At 69.8% G+C, this 22,287-nt stretch carries 23 protein-coding genes, 1 tRNA gene and 1 riboswitch; of the genes, 13 read left to right on the forward strand and 11 right to left on the reverse strand.

What is annotated here, in order from left to right; all coding sequences use genetic code 11:
• Positions 1-54: 54 nt before the first annotated feature.
• The 5 genes from FVE89_RS14225 (at position 55) to FVE89_RS14245 (ending at position 3,170) form a co-directional block, all read left to right on the forward strand.
• Positions 55-747 (forward strand): MotA/TolQ/ExbB proton channel family protein, encoded by a 693-nt coding sequence (locus FVE89_RS14225; protein ID WP_160534581.1) that lies wholly within the window; start codon positions 55-57, stop codon positions 745-747.
• Positions 748-800: 53 nt separating this feature from the next.
• Complete coding sequence (locus tag FVE89_RS14230; protein WP_160534582.1) at positions 801-1,274, forward strand: ExbD/TolR family protein; 474 nt, start codon at positions 801-803, stop codon at positions 1,272-1,274.
• A 4-nt stretch (positions 1,275-1,278) separates the two neighbouring features.
• Positions 1,279-2,277, forward strand: a complete 999-nt coding sequence (locus tag FVE89_RS14235; RefSeq protein WP_160534583.1) for a cell envelope integrity protein TolA — start codon at positions 1,279-1,281, stop codon at positions 2,275-2,277.
• 293 nt (positions 2,278-2,570) lie between these two features.
• A complete protein-coding gene (locus tag FVE89_RS14240) occupies positions 2,571-2,900 on the forward strand; it encodes a hypothetical protein (RefSeq protein ID WP_160534584.1) in 330 nt (109 codons plus the stop codon).
• Between the two features lie 6 nt (positions 2,901-2,906).
• On the forward strand, positions 2,907-3,170 hold the full coding sequence (locus FVE89_RS14245; protein WP_160534585.1) for a BrnA antitoxin family protein: 264 nt from the start codon (positions 2,907-2,909) through the stop codon (positions 3,168-3,170).
• 21 nt (positions 3,171-3,191) lie between these two features.
• Here FVE89_RS14245 and FVE89_RS14250 read toward each other — a convergent pair whose 3' ends face one another.
• The 3 genes from FVE89_RS14250 to FVE89_RS14260 are packed head-to-tail and all read right to left on the reverse strand — an operon-like array spanning position 3,192 to position 4,947.
• Positions 3,192-3,674: a YaiI/YqxD family protein gene (locus FVE89_RS14250; RefSeq protein WP_160534586.1), complete on the reverse strand. Its 483-nt coding sequence runs from the start codon at positions 3,672-3,674 to the stop codon at positions 3,192-3,194.
• On the reverse strand, positions 3,671-3,874 hold the full coding sequence (locus FVE89_RS14255) for a hypothetical protein (protein WP_160534587.1): 204 nt from the start codon (positions 3,872-3,874) through the stop codon (positions 3,671-3,673). Before FVE89_RS14255 ends, FVE89_RS14250 begins: the two co-directional genes overlap by 4 nt.
• Complete coding sequence (locus FVE89_RS14260) at positions 3,874-4,947, reverse strand: adenylate/guanylate cyclase domain-containing protein (protein ID WP_160534588.1); 1,074 nt, start codon at positions 4,945-4,947, stop codon at positions 3,874-3,876. Before FVE89_RS14260 ends, FVE89_RS14255 begins: the two co-directional genes overlap by 1 nt.
• A gap of 261 nt (positions 4,948-5,208) precedes the next feature.
• Here FVE89_RS14260 and FVE89_RS14265 point away from each other — a divergent pair, with 261 nt between their 5' ends.
• Entirely contained in the window at positions 5,209-6,048 is an 840-nt protein-coding gene (locus FVE89_RS14265; RefSeq protein ID WP_160534589.1) for an aldo/keto reductase, read from the forward strand.
• Positions 6,049-6,060: 12 nt separating this feature from the next.
• Here the strand turns inward: FVE89_RS14265 and FVE89_RS14270 are convergent, their stop codons facing one another.
• From FVE89_RS14270 to FVE89_RS14280, 3 genes are all read right to left on the reverse strand, one after another.
• Positions 6,061-7,611 (reverse strand): sensor domain-containing diguanylate cyclase, encoded by a 1,551-nt coding sequence (locus FVE89_RS14270; RefSeq protein ID WP_160534590.1) that lies wholly within the window; start codon positions 7,609-7,611, stop codon positions 6,061-6,063.
• Between the two features lie 254 nt (positions 7,612-7,865).
• On the reverse strand, positions 7,866-10,040 hold the full coding sequence (locus tag FVE89_RS14275) for a transglycosylase domain-containing protein (RefSeq protein WP_160534591.1): 2,175 nt from the start codon (positions 10,038-10,040) through the stop codon (positions 7,866-7,868).
• Positions 10,041-10,240: 200 nt separating this feature from the next.
• Positions 10,241-10,627, reverse strand: coding sequence for an ATP-dependent helicase (locus FVE89_RS14280; RefSeq protein ID WP_160534592.1), 387 nt, complete (start codon positions 10,625-10,627; stop codon positions 10,241-10,243).
• A 180-nt stretch (positions 10,628-10,807) separates the two neighbouring features.
• On the opposite strand from FVE89_RS14280, the gene FVE89_RS14285 reads away from it, so the two are divergent.
• Positions 10,808-11,272, forward strand: a complete 465-nt coding sequence (locus FVE89_RS14285; protein ID WP_160534593.1) for a hypothetical protein — start codon at positions 10,808-10,810, stop codon at positions 11,270-11,272.
• 113 nt (positions 11,273-11,385) lie between these two features.
• Positions 11,386-11,631, forward strand: coding sequence for a pilus assembly protein PilZ (locus tag FVE89_RS14290; protein ID WP_160534594.1), 246 nt, complete (start codon positions 11,386-11,388; stop codon positions 11,629-11,631).
• Between the two features lie 9 nt (positions 11,632-11,640).
• Here the strand turns inward: FVE89_RS14290 and FVE89_RS14295 are convergent, their stop codons facing one another.
• The 3 genes from FVE89_RS14295 to FVE89_RS14305 all read right to left on the reverse strand — a co-directional run bounded on the left by FVE89_RS14295 (position 11,641) and on the right by FVE89_RS14305 (position 14,044).
• On the reverse strand, positions 11,641-12,711 hold the full coding sequence (locus FVE89_RS14295; RefSeq protein WP_160534595.1) for an acyltransferase family protein: 1,071 nt from the start codon (positions 12,709-12,711) through the stop codon (positions 11,641-11,643).
• 107 nt (positions 12,712-12,818) lie between these two features.
• Entirely contained in the window at positions 12,819-13,193 is a 375-nt protein-coding gene (locus tag FVE89_RS14300; RefSeq protein ID WP_160534596.1) for an HNH endonuclease, read from the reverse strand.
• A 23-nt stretch (positions 13,194-13,216) separates the two neighbouring features.
• Positions 13,217-14,044 carry an alpha/beta hydrolase gene (locus FVE89_RS14305; RefSeq protein WP_160534597.1) on the reverse strand — a complete coding sequence of 276 codons (828 nt, stop codon included), beginning with the start codon at positions 14,042-14,044 and terminating at the stop codon, positions 13,217-13,219.
• A gap of 164 nt (positions 14,045-14,208) precedes the next feature.
• A riboswitch (TPP riboswitch) is annotated at positions 14,209-14,314 on the forward strand.
• A 73-nt stretch (positions 14,315-14,387) separates the two neighbouring features.
• Here FVE89_RS14305 and thiC point away from each other — a divergent pair.
• Positions 14,388-16,274, forward strand: a complete 1,887-nt coding sequence (thiC, locus tag FVE89_RS14310; protein WP_160534598.1) for a phosphomethylpyrimidine synthase ThiC — start codon at positions 14,388-14,390, stop codon at positions 16,272-16,274.
• 22 nt (positions 16,275-16,296) lie between these two features.
• Here the strand turns inward: thiC and FVE89_RS14315 are convergent, their stop codons facing one another.
• Entirely contained in the window at positions 16,297-16,833 is a 537-nt protein-coding gene (locus FVE89_RS14315) for a hypothetical protein (RefSeq protein WP_160534599.1), read from the reverse strand.
• A 212-nt stretch (positions 16,834-17,045) separates the two neighbouring features.
• Here FVE89_RS14315 and FVE89_RS14320 point away from each other — a divergent pair, with 212 nt between their 5' ends.
• Both FVE89_RS14320 and FVE89_RS14325 read left to right on the forward strand, forming a co-directional pair.
• Positions 17,046-17,393 (forward strand): flagellar protein FlaG, encoded by a 348-nt coding sequence (locus FVE89_RS14320; protein ID WP_160534600.1) that lies wholly within the window; start codon positions 17,046-17,048, stop codon positions 17,391-17,393.
• 178 nt (positions 17,394-17,571) lie between these two features.
• Positions 17,572-17,646: transfer RNA gene (locus FVE89_RS14325), tRNA-Gly, on the forward strand.
• A gap of 561 nt (positions 17,647-18,207) precedes the next feature.
• Here FVE89_RS14325 and FVE89_RS14330 read toward each other — a convergent pair.
• Positions 18,208-18,894 carry a TetR/AcrR family transcriptional regulator gene (locus FVE89_RS14330; protein WP_160534601.1) on the reverse strand — a complete coding sequence of 229 codons (687 nt, stop codon included), beginning with the start codon at positions 18,892-18,894 and terminating at the stop codon, positions 18,208-18,210.
• Positions 18,895-19,089: 195 nt separating this feature from the next.
• On the opposite strand from FVE89_RS14330, the gene FVE89_RS14335 reads away from it, so the two are divergent.
• Positions 19,090-20,175: an HlyD family secretion protein gene (locus FVE89_RS14335; RefSeq protein ID WP_342389645.1), complete on the forward strand. Its 1,086-nt coding sequence runs from the start codon at positions 19,090-19,092 to the stop codon at positions 20,173-20,175.
• A complete protein-coding gene (locus FVE89_RS14340) occupies positions 20,172-21,749 on the forward strand; it encodes a DHA2 family efflux MFS transporter permease subunit (RefSeq protein ID WP_160534603.1) in 1,578 nt (525 codons plus the stop codon). Before FVE89_RS14335 ends, FVE89_RS14340 begins: the two co-directional genes overlap by 4 nt.
• Positions 21,750-22,287: the final 538 nt, after the last annotated feature.

Below are 22,287 nucleotides of genomic sequence, written 5' to 3' on the forward strand. Positions count from 1 at the left end.
CCCGATATGACGGCGGCGCAAGGCCGCGTGAGACAAGGACGCCAGGAGCCCGCGATGGACCCGACACAAGCGCCGATCGAGGCCACCCACGACTTCTCGTTCCTCGGCCTGTTCCTTCAGGCCGATCCGATCGTGAAGGGCGTGATGATCCTGCTGGTCGTGGCCTCCATCGCGTGCTGGACGGTGGTGTTCGAGAAGATCATCCGCCTCGCCGCCGCCCGGCGTCAGGCCAAGGAATTCGCCACGCTGGTCCAGTCCGGCGGCAAGCTCGACGGCGAGCTCAGCGGCATCGCCGGCCATGTCGCGCGGGCGGGCATCGATGCGTGGCGCGATCAGGACGCCTCCGAGACCCGGGCGGAACGCCGCGAGCGAATCGAGCGGGCGATGAAGGGCGCGCTCACCATGGAGGTGAAGCGCCTGCGCACCGGCCTGTCCCTGCTGGCGACCTCCGGCTCGACCGCGCCGTTCGTCGGCCTGTTCGGCACGGTCTGGGGCATCATGAACTCGTTCTCGTCGATCGCGCGCAGCCAGGATACGTCGCTCGCCGTGGTCGCGCCGGGCATCGCGGAGGCCTTGTTCGCCACCGCGATCGGCCTCGTCGTCGCGATCCCCGCCGTCATGGCCTTCAACAAGCTGTCGGGCGACGTGAGCGCGATCCAGAGCACCTTCTCGTCCTACATCTCGCTGCTGGGCAACCGCCTCGCCCGCGACCGCGCCGGCACCGCACACCGCGCCGCCGCCGAGTAATCCATTCCAGCGCCCGCCCGGCGGGCCGAACGCACCGGAACCGGAGACGCCCGATGGCGATGGGATCCATTCGCGCGAGCGACGACGACGATCTCGACGACATGCCGATGTCCGAGATCAACGTGACCCCGATGGTCGACGTGATGCTCGTGCTGCTGATCATCTTCATGGTCGCCGCGCCGCTGATGACCACGGGCGTGCCGGTGCAGCTGCCGAAGACCGCCGCCCCCAAGGTGGCGCAATCGAAGAAGCCCCAGGAGGTGACGGTCGACAAGGACGGCAACCCGTCGATCGCCAAGGAGGTCTTCACGATGGAGAGCCTCGTGCCGCGCCTGCGCGAGATGGCGGCGGCCGACAAGGATCAGGTCATCCTCGTGCGCGGCGACCGGGACGTGCCCTACGGCAAGGTCATGGAGGTGATGGGCCTGGTCGGTCAGGCCGGCTTCACCAAGGTCTCGCTGATCGCGCAGGCCCCCGGCGGTGCCGCACCGGCATCCGCGCCCGCCCCAGCTGGGACCGCCCGCTGAGCCGATGAACACGTTCGTTTCGACAGAGGGGCCCGACGGTTTCGGGCGACGGCGCCCGACCGGGCTCGTCGCTGCCTTCCTGGTCGCGCTCGGGCTGCACGCCCTCGTGCTGGTGGCCGTGATGTTCCTCCGGCTCGCGCCGCCGACGCCCCCCGGCGAGCAGCAGATCACGGTGGATCTGGCGCCGGTCATGACCGAAGCGCCGACCGAGGCGCCCTCCGAGCAGCAGATGAGCCAAGCGGCACCGCCGGAGACGAAGCCCGTCGACCTGCCGCCGGACGAGGCGGTCCAGCCTCCGCCGCCGGCCGAGACGGCCGAGGTCAAGCCGGATGAGACGCCGGTGGTCGAGCCTCCGCCACAGGCCGAGGCGGTCGAGACGCCGAGCCAGGTGATCACCTCCTCCTCGGAGGCCGCCGAGCCGCTGGCTCCGCCCCCGGCGGAGGTGGCCAAGACCGAGGAGCCGCCGAAGCCCGTGCCCGATCCCGCCAAGATCAAGGCCGAGCGGGAGGCGAAGCTGCGCAAGATCCGTGAGGAGAAGCTCCGCGAGCAGAAGCGCGAGGAGGCCCGCCAGGAACGCCTGGAGGCAATCCGCGAGGCGAAGGCGAAGGCCGCGCGCGAGGCCAAGGCCCATCAGGCCAAGGCGCAGGAGGGTGCCGAGGCGCGCAACTCCGCCTCGGCCTCGCGCCAGAACGCGGCCGGCCGCGCCGCGGCGGGGAGCGATCCGAGCGCTCTGCGGCAATGGACCGGGGCGATCAGCGCGGCCATCCATGGCCGGATGAATGCGAGCGCCGCCAACGGAACGGCCGGCGGGACCGCCGTGGTCCGCTTCACCGTCCTGCGCTCGGGCCAGGTGACGGCCGCGGGTGTGGCGCGCTCCAGCGGTGTCGGCCAGATCGACAGCGCCGCGCTCTCGGCCGTCCGCGGCAGCCTCCCGGCCGCCCCGGCAGGGGTGACGCAGCCGAGCCTGTCCGTCTCCATACCGCTCAACTTTAGAGTGAGATAAGATTAAGCCTCACAACGCTCGGCTAAGAACGCCTGGGCTTCGACCAGTCTGCACGTCCTATAAGGTGCGCGAATATTGTGCGCTGGCGTACCGGACGAGCGCCGCAGATTCGCCATCGACCCGACGAGCATGCTAAAGCCTTCCTGAACACGCGCCTGTGTGCCTCATCGGCGGGACACAAGTGCACGTCTTCCAGCCTTGCCCGTCTCCGCGCACAGGCCGGACCCGCACAGTTGCCGTCCCGCGCGGGTTGCGAGGGGCCGGATCGGCTGAGCCGGGGCGAAAGGGATAGAATGAGCGACGAGACTGAGTTCGACCTCGATGAGGAGAATGCCACGCGCGACGCGGAAGCGGAGGCGAAGACGCGGGCCGAGAACCGCGCCGAGCGGGCCGAACGCGCCGAGCGGATGGCTCGCGAGGGCGCGCAGGCGATGGCGGAGCATCACGCGGCGATCAAGGCCGTCGATGAGCGGACCGTGAAGCTGCGGGCGCTTCGGCTCGCCAAGGAGGCCGCGGACGCCCAGACCAAGGCGGCCGAGAAGGAAGCCAAGGCGGCCGCGAAGGGCTCGGCCAAGGGTGCCGCCAAGAAGGCCGCGCCGAAGAAGACTGCCGCAAAGGATTAGAGGCCGATGGCCGACGATCGCAATCGCCGCCGCTTCAGCGATCCGCGCGCGGCCGCCGAAGCCGCCTTCCGGGCCGCGACGTCTCCCAAACCGGCGGCGCCACCCCAGCAGGCGGTCCCGAGACCGGCTGCGGCGCCCCCCGGCGCCCGCGAGGTGGTCAGCCTGCGCCTCGACAGCGCGGTGCTCGCCCACTTCCAGAAGGATGGGCCGGGCTGGCAGGACCGGATCAACGCGGCGCTGAAGGCGCTCATCCCCGCCGATCAGGCCTGACGGACGATCGCGCCGCCGCACTCACGCGTCGCGCGGGCGCTCGCGCAGAATCCGGTTCACGGCGCGGTCCAGCGCCGACAGGAAGGCCGACCGGTCGGCCCGCGAGAACGGCTTCGGCCCCCCGGTGATCGTCCCGGCCTCCCGCAGGGATTGCATCAGGTCGCGGGTCGCGAGCGCCATGCCGATCGACGACTCGCTGAACGGCTTGCCGGTGAAGGCCAGCACCGTCGCGCCGGCCTTCACGCACCGTGCGGCGAGCGGCACGTCGGCGGTAAGCACGATGCTCCCGGGCGCCGCGCGCTCGGCGATCCAATCGTCGGCCGCGTCGAGGGCGGAACCGGCGACCACACGCACGATCCAGGGTTCGCGCGGCAGGTTCAGGATGCTGTTGGCGACCACGTGGACGGTGAGCCCGTAGCGGGCCGCCACCCGGTAGGTCTCGTCCTTGACCGGGCAGGCATCGGCATCGAGGTAGATCGGCGGTCCCGCCGCCTCAGCGCTCATGGCCGCGGCACGAGCTTCGAGGTGAAGCCCGCCAGGATCAGCAACACGCCGAGCGCGAACTGCCAGTGCTCGATATCGCCGCCGACCGAGATCAGGACGGCATGTCCGAAGACCAGCAATCCGAGCAGCGGAAAGCCGAAGCGCAGCACCATTTTCGCGGCCGTCAGCACGGCGGCTCGGGGCGGCTCGGTGTGGGCCATCAGCGGGCGACCGCCACGCGGCGCGGCTCCAGCTCCGTAACCGGCGCTGTATCGGCTTGACCGCGCTCGAGCGTGGCGACCGCCAGCGGCGCGCCGCGGCCCCGCAGCGCGTGGGCGCCGAGGGAGCGCGCGCGGATGCCGGCCGGCAGCCTCGGCAGGCGGTCGAGGAGATCCTGCGAGATCAGGATGCCGACGCCCAGCGGCCGGCACAGGGCCTCGATCCGCGAGGTGACGTTCACGGCATCGCCGAAATACGCGATCTTGTGCCGGTCGACGCCGACTTCGGCCGTGACCACCGAGCCGCCGTGCAGAGCGGCGCGCAAGCGCGGAACCGTCCCGAACCGGGCCGTCCAGGCCGCCGCATCCGCCTCGATCCGGTCGAGCACCTCGAACAGGCAGGTCACGCAGCGCGCATCCTTGAGCCCGCGGGCCATCGGCCACGTGATGATGGCGAGATCCCCGACATAATCGTCGACGGAGCCGCCGTTGCGGCGCACCGGCTCGGCCAAAGTCGCGAAGACGGCCCCGAGATATTCCTGGGCCCGCAGGTCGCCATGCGCCTCGGCGAAGGCCGTCGAGCCGACCACGTCGAGGAACAGGAAGACCCGCTCCTCCGCCACCGGCTTGTGATAGCGGCCGATCATAAAGTTCACGAACACCTCGCCGCCGATCAGGTCGCGCATCCGGATGACGAAGACGAGGAGGCCGGACACGGCCAGGGCATAGGCCAGCACCCGGGCTGTCATCCGCGTGGCCGAGGTGAGGTCGTCGGGCGTCAGCGCGAAGGTCCAGACCAGCAGGCCGCCGAGCGCGTTGCCGGCCATGATCATCAGCACGTAGGCGAGTTCGGCCGCCATCACGTAGAGCCAGGCCGGGAACCGGCGGATCCGCGCCTGGAGGCCGGCCAGGATCAGGCCGCGGTCGAAGGCCAGCACCGTCGCGCCCATGCAGAGGCCGTAGGTGAAGCCGGCGAGCGGAGAGGCGCCCGCTGCGAAGATGATGTTGTAGAGCAGCCCGGCGCCCGCGGCCGCCAGCAGGATCAGGACCCAGAACATGCGGTGAGCGGGCAGCATCGGCGCAACTCCAGCATGGCCAACCGAGCGGCCGCGCACCGGACCGGGTTTCACGGGTTCGACCCTGTAGCGCGGACCCGGCGGGCCCGCCCCGCATGACAGCAGGCCATGGCCTACAGTGCAGCGCCGCCTTCACGCGCCATGCCTTGCTCATCAATCCATGATGGCGCGAGTAAGGCGCGAAACGGCAGGGGCGTGATGCCACGCCTGTCGCCACGGCCGGCGTCTTGAAAGCGCCGGGACGACGAAGGGAACGACGCGATGCAGGCGAGGAGCTTCGGTGCAGCCCGCGTTCCGGTCTCGGTGATCGGACAGGGGACCTGGCACATCGACCGGTCCGACCGCGGCGACGCGGTCGCCGCGCTGCGCGCCGGCATCGATGCCGGCATGACCCATATCGACACGGCCGAGATGTACGGCGATGCGGAAGCGATCGTCGCCGAGGCGATCGCCGATTGCCGCGAGGAAGTCTTCCTCGTGTCGAAGGTGGTGCCCGGCAACGCGACCCGCCGCGGCGTCGCGCGCGCCTGCGAGGATTCGCTCCGGAGACTGCGCACCGATCGGCTCGACAGCTACCTGCTGCACTGGCCCGGCCAGCACCCGCTGGAGGAAACGATCGCCGGGTTCGAGGATCTGCGCCGGGCCGGGAAAATCCTGTCCTGGGGCGTCAGCAACTTCGACGTCGAGGATCTCGACCAGGCCCTCGCCATCGCCGGGCCGGACCGGATCGCCTGCAATCAGGTGCTCTACCATCTCAACGAGCGGGCGATCGAGCACGCCGTGCTGCCCTGGTGCGAGAAGCACGGCGTCGCGATGGTCGGCTATTCGCCCTTCGGCAGCGGCGACTTCCCGGATCCCGCCAGCGCGGGTGGGCGGGTTCTGGCGGGGATCGCCGCCGCGCACGGCACGACTCCGCACGCGGTCGCCCTCGCCTTCCTGACCCGCATGGCCGGGACCTTCACGATCCCGAAGACCGGGCGCCCGGGCCGCGCGGTGGAGAATGCCGGCGCGTCCGACCTGCATCTCGGCTCCGCCGAGATCGCGATGATCGACGCGCATTTCCCGCGGGGTCCGCGCCCGCGGATGCTGCCGATGCTCTGAGGATCCCGCGCGCTACGCCACGGCGGCCGGAACAACCCGCCTCGTCCGGGGCGCCATCCGAACCCGGTTGCGGCCGGCAGTCTTGGCGGCGTAGAGCGCCGCGTCCGCCGACACGAACAGCATTTCGAGGGCGTCGCCGGATCCCGGGTCGGCGCTGGCAACCCCGATGCTGACGGAGGCGATGCCGCCGAATTCCGGCGCGTGCCCGATCTGAAGATCGACCACGGCCCGGCGGATCGTCTCGGCGATCGCGCCCGCCTCCGCGGCGTCGAGGCCGGGCAGGAGCGCGACGAATTCCTCTCCGCCGATCCGAAAGCCCAGGCCGCCGGCCGGGAGTGTCCGACGCAGGCAATCGGCGATCGCCCTGAGGACATCGTCGCCGCGGCGATGTCCGAAACGGTCGTTGAACTGCTTGAAATAATCGGCATCGATGATCAGCAGAGAGAGCGGCATCTTCAAACCGGCGGCCTGAGTCCAGGCTTGCGCAAAATGCTCATCGTAGCTCCGGCGGTTCGGCAGTCCGGTGAGGCCATCCGTCCGGGCCAGGACAGTGAGCGCCGCGTTGGCCTCGCGCGTGGCGGCCTCGGCGGCCGCGTGCCGGCCGACCTCCCTTTTGGCAAGGATCACGAAGCCGAAGCTCAGGAGATTGAGGCCCAGCATGAGCGCGCCTATGATGGCCGCCTTGAAGATCCAGTAGGCGCGGATGCTCTCGACGCTGGTCGCCACCGTGACGATCAGCGGGAGATCCGGGAGGTTGGCGAAGCTGTACAGGCGCCTTTCGCCATCGAGATGGGAACGGCCGACGAATTCGCCGCGCGCGCTGGCCCGGTAGGCGCGATATCCGGGACTCGCGCTGATGTTGCGGCCCAGCGTATCGAGCTTGGCCGGCACGCGGATCAGCAGCGTCCCGTCCTGATGGAAGACGTTGACGATCAGCCCGTCATCGAAGCGCAGGCGGTCGAAGCGCGCCTGGAACTGACCGACGTCGAGCGAGCCGGTGACGATCCCGGCGAAGGATCCGTCCGGCCTCCGGACCGCCCGGGCCATGCGGATGATCTGCCGCCCGGTCAGCGGTGAGCGGCTCGGCCCCATCAGGATCAGGCCTGCATCCGGTCTGGCGCGAAGAGCCTGGAATTCGGGAAGGGCGCCGAGATCCGGCGTCGGCAGGGCGCCGGGATCGCTCGCCGCGATGACGCGCCCATCCCGGTCCGACACCGCGATGGGGCCGAGTCCCGCCCCGGCGGCGGCGGCATTGAACGCCGCCAAGCGTCGGAGTTCGGTAGCCAGGACGGCCCCGTCCGGCCCGGCCGCCGCGCGCGCGGCGGCGCGCAGGGACAGGTCGTAAGCTTTGATGTTGTGTCCGACGCCCTCCTCGATCACCGAGAGGAGAGCCAGGGCGTTCCGCCGCGCATTCTGCCAAGCGATGTCGCGCAGGTCGATACAGAGGCAGACACCGAGCAGGGTCAGGCACAGCAGCAGGATCGCGCCAACGGCTTCGGTCAGGCGCGAGGCCGGGACGGCGCGATGCACACGCCAGACCGTAACGGACGATCGCAGAACCATGGACATCGCGTCGATTAGGCCGCGGTCGATCGCACGCGCGTCGCCGGATCAATGATCGATGCCCAGCGTGGCACCTAAAGATTTTAAGCACCGTTACTTGGGTTGCGCAAAACTGGTTTATCGGTTGGCGGATACCGTGTACCGCGCGGCTGCTCCGCGGCCGCAGCGGCGTCTGCCCTCGGCGATAGTCGGGGTCGGGAGGCGACGCGGGTCGGCGCCCGGCCGCGATTCGGGGATTGGCCGGGTCCCTGTTCTCAGTCCCCGATCCCGAACAGCTTCTCGATGAAGTTGCGGTCATCCTTCGGCGCCCGCCGGGCCGTGGCGGTTGGGCGCGGCGCCGGAGCCTCCGGCGCGCCGAAGATCTGGCCGAGAACCCCGCCCGGCGCCTCCTGACCGGCGCTCGCCACGGAGGCGGTCGTCTCCGGCGCCCTCCGCCAGCGGTTCATGTTCGGCAGCGGAACCGGGTTCTGACCCTTGAGCGCCTGGATCATGTAACTCCTCCAGACCTCGGCCGGAAGGGTGCCGCCCGTGACCTTCTTGGTCAGCTCGCCGTCGTCATTGCCGAGCCAGACCCCGGTCACGAGGCTGCCCGAATAGCCGATGAACCACGCGTCCCGGTAATCCTGGGTGGTGCCGCTCTTGCCCGCGAGGTCCCAGCCCGGAATGTCGGCCTTCTTGGCGGTGCCGCTGACGAAGGTCTCGTGCATCATGGCGTTCATCATGCCGTCGGCATCGGCGCTGATGACCCGGCCGAGGCCGCTCTCGGCGCGCTTGTAGAGCACCTTGCCGTCCTGCCCCTTCACGGCGGTAACCACGTAGGGGATCACGCCGGTGCCGCCGTTGGCGAAGGCGCCGTAGGCGCCGACCATCTCCATCAGCGTCACCTCGGAGGTGCCCAGCGCGATCGAGCCGTTGGCCTGGAGCGGCGAGGTGATCCCGAGGCGCTGAGCGGTCTGCACCACCGCCTTCGGGCCGACCTCCTGGCCGAGCCGCACCGCCACGGTGTTGAGCGAGTGGGCGAGCGCCGTGCGCAGGGTCACCGGCCCCTCGTAGCGGTGCGAATAGTTCTCCGGCGCCCAATTGCCGATGCGGATCGGCGCGTCGTCGCGCACCGTATCGGGTGTGGCGCCGTGCTCGACCGCGGTCAGGTATACGAACGGCTTGAACGAGGAGCCGGGCTGGCGCTTGGCCGTGGTGGCGCGGTTGAACTGGCTCTGCGCATAGTCGCGCCCACCGATCAGCGCGCGGATCGCCCCGTCTGGGCGCATCGACACGAGCGCGCCCTGGCCGACATTGAAGCGTGCGCCCTTGGCGTTCAGCTCCTCGGTCAGGGTCTTCTCGGCGGCGGCCTGGAGGCCGGTATCCACCGTGGTCTGGACCGTGATGTCGGTGTCGAACTTGCCGACGTAATCGTCGAGCACGTCCATCACGAGGTCGGCGACGTAGTTGGCCGAACCGCCGCCGCGGGCATTGGCGGGCTTCGCCGGCTGGGCGAGCGCCACCCTCACGTCCTGCGCGGAGGCGAAGCCGAGCTCCTGCATGGCGGCGAGCACCTGCGCGGCGCGAGCCTGGGCGGCCGGCAGGTTCCGGTTCGGGGCGAGCCGCGACGGCGCCTGGACGAGGCCGCCGAGCATCGCGGCCTGGGCGAGCGAGACCTCCTTGGCGGGCTTGCCGAAATAGCGCTGCGCCGCCGCCTCGACGCCGTAGGCGCCGGCGCCGAAATAGACGCGGTTCAGGTACAGTTCGAGGATCTCGTCCTTGGTGTACTTGTGCTCCAGCCAGAGCGCGAGGATCGCCTCCTGGATTTTTCGCGAGGCCGAGCGCTCGGGGGTGAGGAAGAGGTTCTTGGCGAGCTGCTGGGTCAGCGTCGAGCCGCCCTGCGCGACGCCGCGCCGGGTCAGGTTCTGGCCGATGGCCCGCAGGATGCCGACCGGATCGACGCCGAAATGCTGGTAGAAGCGCCGGTCCTCGATCGCCACGAAGGCCCGGGGCAGGTAGGGCGGCAATTCCTTGATCGAGACCACCCGGCCGCCGGTCTCGCCGCGATTGGCGAGCAAGGTGCCGTCGCTCGCCAGGATCGCGATGTTGGGCGGCCGCTTCGGGACCGACAGCTGGTCGATCGGCGGAAGCTGGGAGGCGTGGTAGGCGATGAGCCCGGCGAGCCCGATGACGGCCCAGAGGCCGAGCACCACCGTGGCGTAGACGATCCGGCCGAGCCACGAGCGGCGCCGCCGCTTCCGGCCCGCGCCCGCCGGACGTGCCGAGGCCTTCGCCGGCTTGCGTGACGGCCCACCCGCTCGATTCGCCACGCGCTCTCCTGATCCGGGACGGTCCTCACGGGACAGGCGCAGGTCGAGATCGCCGCGATCCCGCGCGCGCCCTTCCGGCACGTCGAAGTTCGGCTCGATCCTGCCCCGACCTTTGGCCATGCATCCCGTCTTCGATTGATCCGGACCGGCGCGCCCATCCCAGGCGACGCCGCACGGTTACCGCGTCCCGCTGCGGCCTCGGCCCCGATACGAAACAGGACAAGGGCAGCCGCGCGCCCGCCTTGTCGAATCCGTTTGTGACCGCATCGCGGTAAAGCTGGACGAGAAGGCTCGCCAATCCGTTAAGGACGCATCAACCTCTACGCCCCGGGCGCCAGGTCCGGCGGCTGCGCCACGCCCATCACCCGCCGCGCCTCGGCGAGCAGCACCGGGTGCCGGGCCGCTTGCGGTCCGGAATCCGGTGTCTCCCGGCCGAGCCGCGCGACGCGCGACAGGAACAGGCGGCGGCGCAGGCCGAAGCGCCGGAGGCTCATCAGCAGCGCCTGAAGCACCAGACGGACGGCCTCCGTCCGCTCCCGTTCCAGGACGATCTCGGCCTTGAGCGCCTCCTCGCGCCGGAGCGCGGCTTCGAGCTCGCCGCGGACAAGCGCCCGGGCGGCCTCGTCCGCGCGCGCGGCCTCCAGCGCGATCCGGCATTCCTGCAAGGCGCTGAGCAGCAGAAGCTCATGCGCGGACGAATCTCTCACTCAGCCCTCCCGCTGCGCCGCAATCCGGCGACCGGAGCGCGACCTTTCCATGCTGATCGATCCGCCCGATCGATGCGGTTGTTCTCGTCATGCGACGCCATAGCGAGCGCGGCCGCTGGCCGGAAGCCGCCATCCGGATTAATCGGCCCCGTCATGACGCATCACGGGGGAATCAGGGACGTGAGGAATCGGATTGTCTCGGCCGTCGCGGCCGGATTGCTGGGGGCGAGCCTGATGGGGCTCACCGCGGCCCAGGCCTACCAGCTCGACACGGTGAACCTGGTCGCCTGCGCTCAGGAGGGGGGTGTCTGCCGGATGCCCTATCCCACCAACGTCTATTTCGGTGTCCCCGGACGCACCAATGGCCGTCCGTTCCCGCAGGGCGGCGTGGTCGCCTGCAACGTGCAGAGCTTCGGCGATCCGGCCCCGGGCCAGCCGAAGAGCTGCTGGTACGCGCCGCGCATCTCCGCGGGCGGATCGAACAACCGCTACCGGGACGACGGCTATGACCGCCGCCGCGACGATTACCGCGACGATCGCGGCTACGACCGGGATTACGACCGCCCGCCGGTCCGCCGCCCCTATGACGATGATTACGACCGGCCGGCACCGCGGGGCTACCGAGACTACAGGGACGATTACTGATCTCCTCCGGGATGCGGCGTGCACTATCCGTATTCCGCCCGTTAACGACCATTCGGCATGGTTCCGGGCCGCGAAGCCCGGCTCCGGCGCGGGTGCGATCGATGGAGAGGCTCATGACGGAGGACCGCCGCGGCACGTTCCGGAGGAACGCCTTCACGTTCGGCTCCCTGCTCCTCGCGCATGGCGAGGTCGGCTGCCTCATCTGGGACGCGACCGAGGCGGGCGCCCAGATCGAGGTGGAGGACGGCCAGCCGGTGCCGGATCAATTCCCCTTGCGTCTCACGGCGGGCGGCGATCCGCGGAAAGCCACCGTCGCGTGGCGGCGAAGCCGGCGGATCGGGATCGCCTTCGAGGGCTGAAGCGTCCCGTCAGGTCGCCTGCAAGGCCGGCCGTCGCGGCAGACGGGCCGGCGCGAGATGGAAGCGGGCGGGCCGGACGAACAGGACGTCCAGCGGCGCGCCGCGTACGACCCGCTCCAGAACGAGCGGCAGCAGCACCGCGACGACCATGACGATCAGGCTCGCGGCACCGATATCGGCGATGAGCCCGGTGCGGACGAGGATCTCCCGCGTCGCCACCATCGGCAGCGAGAACGCGAGGTAGATGACGATCGAGCGCCGACCGCAGGTGCGGAGCGCCTCGGCGACGGGGCCGCCCGCCCGGCCGATCAGGGCGGCCGCCACCACGATCGCCAGCGCGCCGGCCGCGCCGAGGGCGAGGCTCACCAGGGGCAGGCTCGCCAGGCTCGGATGGACGGGGCTGGGTGAGGGCGTCAGGGCGAGCCATCCCTCGACGGCGGCCCAGAGGGCGAGGCCGCAAAGCGCCGGCCCGACATGCCGCCGGGCCGCATCGGCCAGGGCGAAGATCCGGCCGGCGAACAGATATCCGGCTACGAAATAGACGGAGCGGGCACAGAATTCCTCGATAAGGATCGAGTTGCTGCGGATGTCGGCGATCTGCAGCAGCGCGGCCGCGGCGAGCAGCACGCCGCCGGGTACGCGGCGCAGCGCCTTGGTCGCCACCGAGAACACCGCCAGCAGGTAGATGAACCACAGGCTGGAATAGGGCTCGATCAGGGCGTGCGCGAGATGCGCGGCGAAATCCGCCGGACCACCATCGCCGACGATCTGCCCGTATCGGGCCGCCGACTGGATCACCAGCCAGAGCAGGTAGAAGTAGGCGAAGTGGACCACCCGGCGGTCGGAGAAGAGGCGCCAGTCGCGATCGATCACCCGTCTTATGAACAGGCCCGACAGCAGGAAGAAGTCGGGAATGCGGAACGGCTTCGCGAAGGCGACCACCGGGTGGAGGAAGCCCTCGCCGCCCATGGCCGCGCCCGTGCCCGTCACGGAATGCATCATCACGACCAGGAGGATGCAGATCCCCTTGGCGATATCAACCCAGGCAAGTCGGTCCCGTGCGTCCCCTGCGCCAGCCATCATCGCACCCCGATACTGGGATGATCCTGGGCTTGCTCTGGTTGCCGGCAAGACTCAAATTGAAATCGTTCTGCCAATTTGGCAAAGAGTCAGTAAATGGCCACCGCTCAGACTTTGCGTCTTGATGCCCGCCGGTCGCGGGTCATGCGCGTGGCGGCGTGGAAGTCGTCGGGCTTGCCGCGGACCCAGGCGAGAAACCGGGCGATCTCCGGATCGGTCCGCAGCGCCGACACATCGGCGAGGCGCTTGGCGATCTCGGCCTCGCTGTAGCGGGCATGGATGGCCGAGTGGCAGATCTGGTGCAGCCGCACCGTGCCGCGGTGGGTGCCGCCCTTCAGCTTGGGCGTCAGGTGATGGAGGCTCGACCGGGCGCGGGGCGGAATCGGCCGCTCGCAGAGCGGGCAGACCGGATCGGCTCGGGGGGCGACGCCCGGCTGATCGGGATCATCGGCGCTCCAGCGCCGGGACCGCCGTCCGACCACGCACGTCCTCCTTCATCCGCCCGTTACTCCGCCGTCCCGACCGCCGTGCAGCCCACGCCGACGCGCGCGCCGAACAAAGCCTCCGCCTCGCGGTCCCGGAGGCCGAGGATGGAGACATGATCGCCCGGCACCAGCTCGATCCGTGCCCGGGGGCCGGCCGCGGCGGCGAGCGCCAGGGCGAGCTTGGCCGGCACCACCGGATCGTCGCGGCCCTGGACGATCAGCACCGGCGCCGTCCCGGTACGGATGCGGAGATCCGAGCGGTAGGTGTCGCGCAGGAGCCAGGACGGTGCCAGCGGGGCATGCAGCCGCACCGTGCGGGTCATCGAGTCGAACGGCGCCTCCAGGTAGAGTCCGATCGCGGATGCCCCCTCGGCCACCGCAACCGCCACGGCGGCCCCGAGGGAATGGCCGTGCAGCAGGATCGGAGCCCCCGGCGCCCGGGCCGCGGCTTCCGCCAGAGCCGCGCGGCCGTCGCGGATCAAACCGTCTTCGCTCGGACTGCCGGTCGAGCCCGGATAGCCGCGATAGGCCAGGGCCAGTACGCCCCAGCCGGCCGCGCGCCACGGATCGGCGACGAAGCGTGCGGCGTGCGGCTCCGGCCGGCCGCCATTGCCGTGGAAGGTGATCACGATCCCGCAACCCGGCTGCGGGGCGTGCCAGAGCGCATGGAGCGTTTCGCCGTCCGCGGTGGCGATCGCGATCTGCTCAAGCCCCGGCGGCACCGGGGCCAGCGGCGGCGGCCGATAGGCGCCCGGGTACAGGAAACGGCGCTGTCCCACGGCGAGCGCGGCGAGCGCCAGCCCGTACAGGAGGAGGGCCGCAAGCACGAGGCCGGCGAGGAGGCGCATTCGGATCGGCGGGAGGAAGCGACGCGCGCGGAGCCCTTCCCTAAGACCGCCTCCGTCAATCTTGCAATTGAGTCCGGCTCGGAACGCCTTCAGACCATCGTGCGCGGATATCGTTCGGGACTTTTGCGCAGCATTGACAAAGCCCGCAGCAACCGTGAGTCTTGAACCGTTCCGAGGGGGGCCCCGCAGGGGGCTGAGATTGGGCATCCGGCCCTGACCCTTGAACCTGATCCGGCTCATACCGGCGGAGGGACGGGAACCTGCGGCCGCGCGCCTTGCGGCCGGCTCTCTCATCTCACCCATCGCGTGGACCGGACCGCTCCAGGACGAGGAGAGGCCCACGATGAACGCACCCGTTCGCCCCAAGGACGTGACAGGCAACCCCGAGGCCGTGACCACCGGTCCGGTCACCGGCTCGCGCAAGGTCTATGCGAGCCCGGCCGGGCGGCCGGACATCCGCGTGCCCTACCGCGAGATCGTCCTCTCCGATCCGAAGGAGGAACCGGTGCGGGTCTACGACCCGTCGGGACCCTACACCGAGACCGATGCGCGCATCGACCTCAATGCCGGCCTGCCGGGCGTGCGCGAGCCCTGGATCGCGTCCCGCGGCTACGCCGCCATCGAGCCCCGGGCGGTGAAGCCCGAGGATAATGGCTTTGCCGGCGACAAGCTCGTGGCCCCCTGCCCCGCCGAGCGGACAATCCGCAAGGCCGCGCCGGGCCAGATGGTGACCCAGTACGAATTCGCCCGGGCCGGGATCATCACCGAGGAGATGATCTACGTCGCCCACCGCGAGAACGCCTGTCGCGAGGCCATGCTGGAGGGCGCCGAGGCCGCCCTCGCCGATGGCCAGAGCTTCGGCGCTTCGGTGCCGCCCTTCATCACCCCCGAATTCGTGCGCGACGAGATCGCCCGCGGCCGGGCGATCATCCCGGCCAACATCAACCATACCGAGCTGGAGCCGATGGCGATCGGCCGGAACTTTCTGGTGAAGATCAACGCCAATATCGGCAATTCCGCCGTGACCTCCTCGGCGGCCGAAGAGGTCGAAAAACTGGTCTGGTCGATCCGCTGGGGCGCCGACACGGTCATGGACCTGTCCACTGGCCGCAACATCCATAACATCCGCTCGTGGATTATCCGCAACAGCCCGGTCCCGATCGGCACGGTGCCGATCTATCAGGCGCTGGAGAAGGTCGGCGGCGACCCGCTCAAGCTCGACTGGGAGGTGTTCAAGGACACGCTGATCGAGCAGGCCGAGCAGGGCATCGACTACTTCACCATCCATGCCGGCGTGCGGCTCGCCCACGTGCCGCTGACCGCAAGGCGCGTGACCGGCATCGTGTCGCGCGGCGGCTCTATCATGGCGCGCTGGTGCCTCGCCGGGCACCGGGAATCGTTCCTCTACGAGCGGTTCGACGAGATCTGCGACATCATGCGGGCCTACGACGTCTCGTTCTCGCTCGGCGACGGCCTGCGCCCGGGCTCGATCGCGGACGCCAACGACGCCGCCCAGTTCGGCGAGCTGGAGACGCTCGGCGAGCTGACCAAGGTCGCCTGGGACAAGGGCTGCCAAGTGATGATCGAGGGCCCCGGCCACGTGCCGATGCACAAGATCAAGGTCAACATGGAGAAGCAGCTGAAGGAGTGCGGCGAGGCGCCGTTCTACACACTCGGCCCGCTGACCACCGACATCGCCCCGGGCTACGACCACATCACCTCCGGCATCGGCGCCGCGATGATCGGCTGGTTCGGCACCGCGATGCTCTGCTACGTCACCCCGAAGGAGCATCTGGGGCTCCCCGACCGGGACGACGTGAAGACCGGCGTCATCACCTACAAGATCGCCGCCCACGCCGCCGACCTCGCCAAGGGCCACCCGGCCGCGCAGCTGCGCGACGACGCGCTCAGCCGCGCCCGGTTCGACTTCCGCTGGGAGGACCAGTTCAACTTAGGGTTAGATCCGGACACGGCCCGGCGCTTCCACGACGAGACCCTGCCGAAGGACGCCCACAAGGTCGCGCATTTCTGCTCGATGTGCGGGCCGAAATTCTGCTCGATGAAGATCACGCAGGATCTCCGCGCCGAGGTGCTGGCGATGGAGGAAGCCGGCGAGGTCGTGGGCGCGGCGCCCGCGATGTCGAAGGCCGAGGCCGAGGCCGGGATGAAGGCGAAGTCGCAGGAATTCCTGGCCGAGGGCGGGAAGCTCTACGTCGACGCCGCCGAGTGAAGCGACGGCACGCCCGGTCCGTTCAGGATTCGGGCGTGTTGCAGATGGCGCCCGGATCTCCGCCATGGGGGGCCGTGATCTCGATCACGGATTCCGGTCGGGCGCCGTAACCGTCGTGCAGCGCCGAAAGCATCTGATCCGCCACGATCGTGAAGTCGGGCGGATCGCCCATTTCGACGTCGCGGGCGAAGTTCTCCCGGGGGCTCGCCTGGACGTAGCCGAGCGCCCGCAGGGCCGCTTGCTCGGCCGCGCCGAGCCGCAGCCGGCCGTCGCCGGCAGGGCCGTAGGCGCCGGACGAGGCCTCGCAGAACATCCGCGTGTCGCGAGCGTGGAAGATGCATTGGACGTAGCGCTGCCGCTCACCGCGCAGCGCGACGATGATGAACCGGTCCCGCGATTCCCCGACCGGGCCGCGCCTGTGCATGGCATCGAGGCGCGCCACGATCGCGCACCGGTGCCGCGCGATGAAGCGCGCCCGGGTTGCCGCCGTGCCACCGGGATCCACCGCGGCGAGCGGCGACGTGGCCGCCATCAGAAACAGCACGCAGGCGCGGCGCATCCGTGGCTCCTACCCTCGGCGGCCGCGGCCGGGATGCGGCGGCTGCGCGCGGGCCGGTTAGATCAGCATGCATTTGTGTCGGCGCGGTAACGGAATGTTCAGTGCATGGCGCATTGCCGTGAGGCAGCCGGTGGACGGGCGGCGAGCGTTAAGGAACGCTTAGGCGGCGTGCCGGCTGAATCGTTCGATCATAGGATCGCAGGAGATGAGCTATGGAGATCCGCCCGCTGGCGGCGCCGCCGCCGGGACCGCAAGGACTCGACGCCCTCGGCGCCACAGCTGCCCCGGCCGCCCCGGCCGACACGCAGCAGACGTCCGACGCGCCTGCGAGCTCAGCGGCACTGGAACCTGCGGTGAAGCTGGACATCGGCACGACCGACGGAAAGGCGCGCTTCGTCCAGGATCCCGATACCAGCACCATCGTCTTCCAGGTGGTGGACCCTGCCTCGGGCACCGTGATCGATCAGTTACCGAGCGAGACGGCGCTCCGGAACCGGGCCTACGACTCCGCACGCGAGACGCACAAACCGCAGACCGGCAGCCTCTCGCGTGTCGCCTGATCCGGCCGGCGCGCACAGGGTCTCAGTGGTGCCGCGCGCGGATGGCGGCGCGGGGAAACGTGGACGATCCGTTTGACGCAACCGCGGTCCGGCTGTTAGATCATGCCCAAGCATGAGCGCGCCGGGTTCGGGTCGAGCGGTTGAACCGCTTTCGCCGCCTCGGACGCAGTTTGTGTCGGCGGGCGTAGTTCAGTGGTAGAACGTCAGCTTCCCAAGCTGAATGTCGTCGGTTCGATCCCGATCGCCCGCTCCATATCTTTCAATCTCTTAGCGCCGGTCCGTGCTACGCCGAAGAGCGAGCGTACCGCCGTCAGTGCGAATCAGGCGGCTCCCTTCGCGACCCGGCGGACCGTCTGAGCCGTGACCGTATCCCGCATCAGCGCAACAGGGGCTTGCCTCGGGACGGGGTAATGCTCGGGCGTAGGATCTCCAAGCGCTTGAAAACCTCGCGCTCAATGGCGAGCCGCGGCTCGGGAATCGTCGGACCGGAGCGGAAGAAGTCGGCCCTGTGCAGGGCGTTACCTTTGACGACCACGTCGCGGATGCGCGCGTTCTTGGTGCCGTAGTTGCGCGCCGTCGCTCCTCGGTCGAGAGCATACCGTCGCCCTGCGGTCCTGTTTCATGGGGCGTGTGCAAGCAGACAATCGTTGTCAGCCTCGGATTTCCAGGTCGGGATCGCAATGAGGTTGGGGCGCCACGAGAATGCCCGCATCCAGCATCGCGCCGACTGGTCACCGGGGCCAGACATGTCCCGTCGGTGGGCCGTTCGAAGGCGGACTGGTCGCCGGCTCACCGCTCCTCCCATTCGGACCCGTCATCGAGTCGTGCCGGAGTGACGGATGCCCGCGAGGAACAGCGCGACGGCCGCGCGACGGCGTCTCTCCTGCGCCTCCGGGTCGACCTGGATGCCGTAGAGGGCCTGCTTCGAACTGCGCCCGAGGATCAGGTTGAGGAACAGGTCGGCGGCGATCTCGAAGTCGTCGATCTCGAGCTGGCCCTGCGCGTCCAGCACCTCCAGGAGTTGGGCGACGGCTCGCACGCCACGCAGCCAGCCCTCTTCGTAGGCGAGCTTGGCCAGATCCGGAAACTGCAGGGCCTGGGCGACAATGCAGCGCTTGAGCGCGGCCGCACCGGGATCCTGCGCGCGGGCGAGCAACTTGCGGCTCAACTCGTCGAGGACCAGCCCGGCATCCCTGGGCTCCGTCTCCAGGGCCTGCACCTCGGCCGCCGCCGAGAGCGGCGCCAGCCACTCGCGGACCCGCTCGTTCAGCACGGCCTCGAACAGGGCACGCTTGTCGCGGTAGCGCGCGTACAGCGTCGGCTTGCTCACGCCCGCCGCCTCGGCCACGGCGTCGATGGAGGTGGCGTCGAAGCCGCGCTCGATGAACAGCCGCATGGCGACCTCGACGATGCGCGCCTCCCGCCGCACCGCCTCCTCCCGCGTCGGACGCCCGCCGGTACCCCGCTTCGGCGCGGCCGGCCGCTCTGCCACCGTTTGCATCGTATGCCTCCTTGCCTCGGCCCCGCCGGTCATGTATCCATACTTTACCGTATCGTTTTGATGTTGGCTACCACCATGGACGCTCGTCCTAAGGACCTTCCCCAACCGGGCGCCGCACCCGCTCCGGCGGGTGGCACGAACCCCGTCGCGTCGGCGGATGCCGCGGCCCCTGTGCGCAGGCGCAGGAAGGGCCGCGTGATCCTGCCGCTCGTCCTCCTCGCCGCCCTCGGCGGCGGAGGCACCTATGGCTGGCACTGGTGGACGGTGGGCCGCTTCCTGGAGACCACCGAGGACGCCTACCTGCAGTCGGACAAAGTCACTGTCGCGCCGCGGATCGCCGGCCACGTGGCCGAGGTCATGGTCGCCGACAATCAGCCGGTGAAGGCCGGCGACGTGATCGCGCGTCTCGACGACCGCGAGTACCGGGTCATGCTCAAGCAGGCCGAGGCCGAGGTCGAGAAGAGCCGCGCCCAGCTCCTTGGCACGGCCGCCGCCATCACGCAGCAGCTGGCACAGGTCCAATCCTCGCAAGCCGAGGTCGAGAACACGGATGCCGCCCTCGATTTCGCCGGCAAGGAATACACCCGCTACCAGAACCTGCTGTCGACCGGCTCCGGCACGGTGCAGCGCCAGCAGCAGGCAGATGCCGACCTGCGCCAGAAGCGGGCGGCGCACGACAAGGCCATCGCGTCCCTGGAAGCGGCACGGAAGCAGGTCGATGCCCTGAAGGCGCTGGAGGCCAGCGCCCGGGCGAGCCTGGAGGCGTCGCAGGCGAAGGTCGAGCAGGCCAAGCTCAACCTGACCTACACGACCATCACCGCGCCGACCGACGGCGTCGCGGGCGACCGTTCGCTCCGGGTCGGACAGTTCGTCTCGGCCGGCACCGGGCTCCTGACCCTCGTGCCCATGGGCCGCGACATCTACCTCGTGGCGAACTTCAAGGAGACCCAGACCGGGCACATGGTCGAAGGCCAGCGCGTCACGTTCACCGTCGACGCCTTCGGTGACCATGAATTCGAGGGCCGGATCGAAAGCTTCTCGCCCGGAACCGGCGCCCAGTTCGCCCTGCTGCCGCCGGAGAACGCCACCGGTAACTTCACCAAGGTGGTGCAGCGCGTGCCCGTCCGGGTCACCCTCGACGACACCGATCCGCTGCTCGCGCGCCTGCGGCCCGGCCTGTCGGTCGAGGCGACGGTCCACACGCAGGACCCCGTCGAACACGGGCGGCCGCGCCAGGGCAAGGCTTCGCCGGCCCTCGTCAGCGAGGCGCTGCCGCAATGAGTGCCGCCACAGTGGCAACGCCGGCGCCGGAGAAGGCGAGCGCACGGGATTGGCTCGCCGTGTTCGGTGCGATCCTCGGCGCCTTCACGGCGATCCTCGACATCCAGATCACCAACGCGTCGCTCGCCGACATCCAGGGGGCGCTCGGCGCCTCCACCGAGGAGGGGAGCTGGATCTCCACCGCCTACCTGATGGCCGAGATCATCGTGATCCCGCTCACCGGCTGGCTGTCCTCGGTGATCGGCCTGCGCCGCTACCTCGCGGCGAACACGATGCTGTTCACGGGGTTCTCGCTGGCCTGCGCGCTCTCGACCACCTTGAGCCAGATGATCCTGTTCCGGGCCGGGCAGGGCTTCACCGGCGGCGTGCTGATCCCCACCGCCATCGTCATCGTGCGCACGAGGCTCTCGAAGGCGCAGCAGCCCATCGGCATCGCCATGTTCGGCCTGACGGCAACCTTCGCGCCGGCCATCGGGCCGACGGTCGGCGGCTGGCTCACCGACAACCTGTCGTGGCACTACATCTTCTACCTGAATCTAGTCTTCGGCCCCATGGCGGCGGCGATCCAGCTCGGGGCCTTCGACAGCGTGCCGGCCCGCTGGAGCGAATTGCTCAAGGGCGACTGGATCGGCATCGGCCTCATGGCGATGGGGCTGCCGGCCCTGACCTACGTGCTTGAAGAGGGCCAGCGGAAGGACTGGTTCGGCTCGCAGATCATCGTGAACATGTCGCTGCTCGCCGTCTTCGGGATTACCGGGTTCATCCTCCGCGAACTCACGACCGAGCGCCCGTTCATCAACCTGCGCGTGCTGGCCAACCGGTCGGTCGGGGGCGCCTGCGTGCTGATGACCGTGCTGGGCGCGGTCTCGTTCGGGTCGATCTACATCATCCCGGTCTACTGCGCGCAGATCCAGGGCTACAACGCCCAGCAGATCGGCTACGTGGTGATGTGGTCGGGCCTGCCGCAGCTCGTGCTGTTCCCGATGATGCCCCTGCTCATGCGCGCCGTGGACGCGCGATTGCTCGTGGTCACCGGGACGCTGTTCTTCATCGCGAGCTGCTGGATCAACGTGGCGCTCACCCACGACGTCGGCGCCGACCAGCTGATCCTGCCGCAGCTGTTGCGGGCCATCGGGCAGCCGCTGTTCACGATCCCGCTCTCGCAGCTCTCGACCGCCGGTCTCGCGCCCCGCGACACGGCGGACGCCTCGGCCCTGTCCAACATGATGCGCAACCTCGGCGGCTCGATCGGCATCGCGATGCTGTCGACCATGATCGACCGGCGCGAGCACATGCACTTCTCGGTGCTGGCCGAGGCGATCACCGTCAACGCCACCCGGACCCAGGACCGGCTCGCGGCGCTGGCGGCGGGGATGCACGCCCGCATCGCCGACCCGATCGCCGCGAAGGGGGCAGCTATCGGCCTGCTGGCGCAACAGGTCCGCCGCGAGGCCACCGTCATGGCCTACGCGGACGGGTTCTACCTCGTCGGCGTCAGCCTCGTCCTCAGCCTCGCGGTGGTGGCGATCCTCAAGAAACCGCAGCGGTCCTCGGGCCCCATCGAGGCTCACTGAGACCGCTGCTTCACCGGATCACCCGCCGACTTCGGCCGGGTGATGGACGGCCGATGCGCGCTTCGCCCCCTCTGCGCGGATCGGCCGTCGCTCTGCGCGACCGGGATGCGAGAGGCTTCGCTCGGCCGCGACCGCGGTCGAGTTGCACAATCGCCAACCTCCTTGGCGCCAAGGACGTTGGGCACAGAGCGACGGACGGCGACTTCGCCCCGAAGGCCGAGGGCGCCCCCTCCTTCTGCCTGCAGAAGCCGCGGGACCCGGGTGTCCCGACCGATGGCGCGCCCGCCCCGCTGAACCCCGGCAGCCCGACGAACCTTACGCGGCGTTCGCGCCCGGCCCGCTCGGATGCCCCGGCGCAGTGTCCTTGCCGGGCGAGAGCGCTGGAACCCCTTTCAGAGCACTCTCCGCCGAAGTGGACGCCGGTTCGGCGCAAGAGAGCGCGTCGAGACAAAGGCTGAGAGCCAGGGGAATCGCTTCAGCTTTTTGTTGCTGATTTTGGGGTCTGTCGGATGAGGGCCTCGAGGTAGTCTGGGTTGAG

Origin of the sequence: Methylobacterium sp. 2A, from assembly GCF_009806555.1 — a bacterium.
Taxonomy (GTDB): domain Bacteria; phylum Pseudomonadota; class Alphaproteobacteria; order Rhizobiales; family Beijerinckiaceae; genus Methylobacterium.

Bases quoted from the DNA above. Each gene is read 5' to 3' on its own strand.
- thiC (WP_160534598.1), top strand. From the start codon at position 14,388: ATGAACGCACCCGTTCGCCCCAAGGACGTGACAGGCAACCCCGAGGCC.
- FVE89_RS14255 (WP_160534587.1), bottom strand. From the start codon at position 3,874: ATGGCCCACACCGAGCCGCCCCGAGCCGCCGTGCTGACGGCCGCGAAA.
- FVE89_RS14230 (WP_160534582.1), top strand. From the start codon at position 801: ATGGCGATGGGATCCATTCGCGCGAGCGACGACGACGATCTCGACGAC.
- FVE89_RS14250 (WP_160534586.1), bottom strand. From the start codon at position 3,674: ATGAGCGCTGAGGCGGCGGGACCGCCGATCTACCTCGATGCCGATGCC.
- FVE89_RS14340 (WP_160534603.1), top strand. From the start codon at position 20,172: ATGAGTGCCGCCACAGTGGCAACGCCGGCGCCGGAGAAGGCGAGCGCA.
- FVE89_RS14320 (WP_160534600.1), top strand. From the start codon at position 17,046: ATGGAGATCCGCCCGCTGGCGGCGCCGCCGCCGGGACCGCAAGGACTC.
- FVE89_RS14275 (WP_160534591.1), bottom strand. From the start codon at position 10,040: ATGGCCAAAGGTCGGGGCAGGATCGAGCCGAACTTCGACGTGCCGGAA.
- FVE89_RS14305 (WP_160534597.1), bottom strand. From the start codon at position 14,044: ATGCGCCTCCTCGCCGGCCTCGTGCTTGCGGCCCTCCTCCTGTACGGG.
- FVE89_RS14315 (WP_160534599.1), bottom strand. From the start codon at position 16,833: ATGCGCCGCGCCTGCGTGCTGTTTCTGATGGCGGCCACGTCGCCGCTC.
- FVE89_RS14330 (WP_160534601.1), bottom strand. From the start codon at position 18,894: ATGCAAACGGTGGCAGAGCGGCCGGCCGCGCCGAAGCGGGGTACCGGC.
- FVE89_RS14235 (WP_160534583.1), top strand. From the start codon at position 1,279: ATGAACACGTTCGTTTCGACAGAGGGGCCCGACGGTTTCGGGCGACGG.
- FVE89_RS14260 (WP_160534588.1), bottom strand. From the start codon at position 4,947: ATGCTGCCCGCTCACCGCATGTTCTGGGTCCTGATCCTGCTGGCGGCC.
- FVE89_RS14265 (WP_160534589.1), top strand. From the start codon at position 5,209: ATGCAGGCGAGGAGCTTCGGTGCAGCCCGCGTTCCGGTCTCGGTGATC.
- FVE89_RS14290 (WP_160534594.1), top strand. From the start codon at position 11,386: ATGACGGAGGACCGCCGCGGCACGTTCCGGAGGAACGCCTTCACGTTC.
- FVE89_RS14245 (WP_160534585.1), top strand. From the start codon at position 2,907: ATGGCCGACGATCGCAATCGCCGCCGCTTCAGCGATCCGCGCGCGGCC.
- FVE89_RS14295 (WP_160534595.1), bottom strand. From the start codon at position 12,711: ATGGCTGGCGCAGGGGACGCACGGGACCGACTTGCCTGGGTTGATATC.
- FVE89_RS14225 (WP_160534581.1), top strand. From the start codon at position 55: ATGGACCCGACACAAGCGCCGATCGAGGCCACCCACGACTTCTCGTTC.
- FVE89_RS14240 (WP_160534584.1), top strand. From the start codon at position 2,571: ATGAGCGACGAGACTGAGTTCGACCTCGATGAGGAGAATGCCACGCGC.
- FVE89_RS14270 (WP_160534590.1), bottom strand. From the start codon at position 7,611: ATGGTTCTGCGATCGTCCGTTACGGTCTGGCGTGTGCATCGCGCCGTC.